The 1,927-nt window shown below is 47.4% G+C and carries 3 protein-coding genes; 1 reads left to right on the top strand and 2 read right to left on the bottom strand.

Features of this window, described 5'->3' with window-relative positions; all coding sequences use genetic code 11:
* A partial coding sequence (locus B3Z75_RS00920; protein ID WP_294066742.1) for a DUF4249 family protein occupies positions 1 to 607 on the top strand: 607 nt, incomplete at its 5' end.
* Positions 608 to 663: 56 nt separating this feature from the next.
* On the opposite strand, the gene B3Z75_RS00915 is transcribed toward B3Z75_RS00920, so the two are convergent.
* The gene (locus B3Z75_RS00915; RefSeq protein ID WP_294066739.1) at positions 664 to 1,548 is read right to left on the bottom strand and encodes a DMT family transporter; all 885 of its coding nucleotides are present in this window, start codon (positions 1,546 to 1,548) and stop codon (positions 664 to 666) included.
* A 75-nt stretch (positions 1,549 to 1,623) separates the two neighbouring features.
* On the bottom strand, positions 1,624 to 1,927 hold a 304-nt coding region (locus B3Z75_RS00910), incomplete at its 5' end, for a TlpA family protein disulfide reductase (protein ID WP_294066736.1).

Here is a 1,927-nt window from a genome sequence, read left to right as displayed (position 1 = left end):
GTCAATCACCACTCCACCTTCCAAGCTGTCTCAATATTTCATGTTAAGACTGCGAAGCTGCAACGACCGGATACCAGACCACCCGGATATGAACGGATACTTTCTCGGTTTGTATACAAATGATGATCCCATTTTTAAGGAGAGCTACCGAAGTAGCCTCCTCGAGGATCTCTTAACGGAGGGTCCATCCTACGAAGGAGTAAAATATTTCGACTCGGCAATATTTTCAGACAAGCTGTTCCGAAACAACAGCTACACGCTCGATTTCTCGATTACCGACTATTATCCGATCCTCACTACCTACGAGAAGACTGGGGAGACAACGGAATGGGGGTATCCCGTCTACATACCGGTAAAAACGGAAGTGCTCAATCCGCCTCTCGAAGTGCAGTTCACGCTTATTTCTCCTGAATTGTACCCCTATTACCGAAAAGGAAGATATGACCCACACAGCGACGAAGAGTCGTTCAGACAGATCTCCGAGCCGGAGATGACCTACGGCAACGTGCACAACGGCATCGGCGTTGTAGGGTCAGTATCTACCGCGACGGCACATATTCATCTGCCCCCATTTTCAGGAGGTGGCAACAAGGTACCCAGGAGATAGCCGGTTGCAGATGTGAACAGCCATGTCCCAAAAATGCCAACACTTGGGGAAACGACTTATAAAAAGAAGATTGAAGCTCCGGCAATACTGATTACCGCCCCGATCACCTGACGGGCGGTGATCTTTTCTTTAAACATGATGGCAGAGGGTATGATAATGAAGATGGGCGTCAGTGCCATCAGGGCCGAGGCGATGCCTGTCTCGGTATGCTGCACGGCGAAGAGCGACAAGGCTACACCGACGAAAGGGCCGAATACAGCACCCACGGTGATCCCCTTCATTCCTTCCTTGTCGCCGGCAGCCAGGAAGACCCGCTTCCACCTGCGCATAACGGTGACCAGCAGGGCAAAAGCAACAAACCCGAAGATGGCTCGTATCTGCGTGGCCGCCACTGCATCGTAATCGCCCATCCCCTTTTTACTGAGAATAAGGCCAACCGCCTGTCCGAGGGCACCACCCAATGCATAGAGAAATCCCCGTAGCGGCACATTCAGTTTCAATCTTTTTCCAGCCACCACAATCATGATGCCCGCCACACTTACCACGATACCCAGTATGCTCTTGGGCGACAGGATCTCCTGCAGAAAAAACCAGCCGATGACGGCAGTGATCATGGGGGCGAGGCTCATCACCAGTTGAGAGGTACGGGATCCGATAATAAGATAGGATCTGAACAAAAACAGATCCCCCAGGAAAAAGCCAACGATACCCGATATACCCAACCAGAACCAGTTGTAAGCGGTGGCATCCATCGGAAAAAACATGCCACGCGTAGCAAGCGTGGTAAGTCCCAGGAAGATAACTCCCAGAAATATACGGATGATATTCACCGACAGCGATCCCACCCGCCGTCCGGCTTTCTCAAAGAAGATGGCACTCAGTGTCCAGCAAACAGCCGTCAGCAAAGAGGCTATTTCACCAATGTGTGTTTGAAGAAGCATGAAAAATGACGTACAACGTTGCGCATTCAGAATAAAAATTTCGCAAATATACGTTGTTTTGTAGGATATTATTAATCACCTCTGACAAAAACTTATTCTTAATATGTTTTTCAGAAAGAGTTCACTATCCCTTAAATCTCCTCTAAAGACTATTCTTGAACAGTCATCAATAATAATTACAGTCGGGTAAACCGTTATTTCTAATTCTGTCGCATCATTTCTTTCAATTGTGAACATCGGTAAGTTAATATTACGCCTTTCTACTACTTCAAATAAGTTGACGGTGTCATTATACGTAACACCCGAGGCATAGAATCGGATATCGCTATACCCATTATTATCAATATACAGCTTCTGAAATAGGGGAAATTCTTTAAAA

The sequence above is a fragment of the Proteiniphilum sp. UBA1028 genome, assembly GCF_002316955.1.
GTDB lineage: Bacteria > Bacteroidota > Bacteroidia > Bacteroidales > Dysgonomonadaceae > Proteiniphilum.
The sequence above is the reverse complement of the archived record's forward strand: the minus strand, read 5'-3'. Positions and strand labels throughout refer to the sequence as shown.

Coding starts and splice junctions, on each gene's coding strand:
- B3Z75_RS00915 (WP_294066739.1), bottom strand. CDS start 1,548: ATGCTTCTTCAAACACACATTGGTGAAATAGCCTCTTTGCTGACGGCT.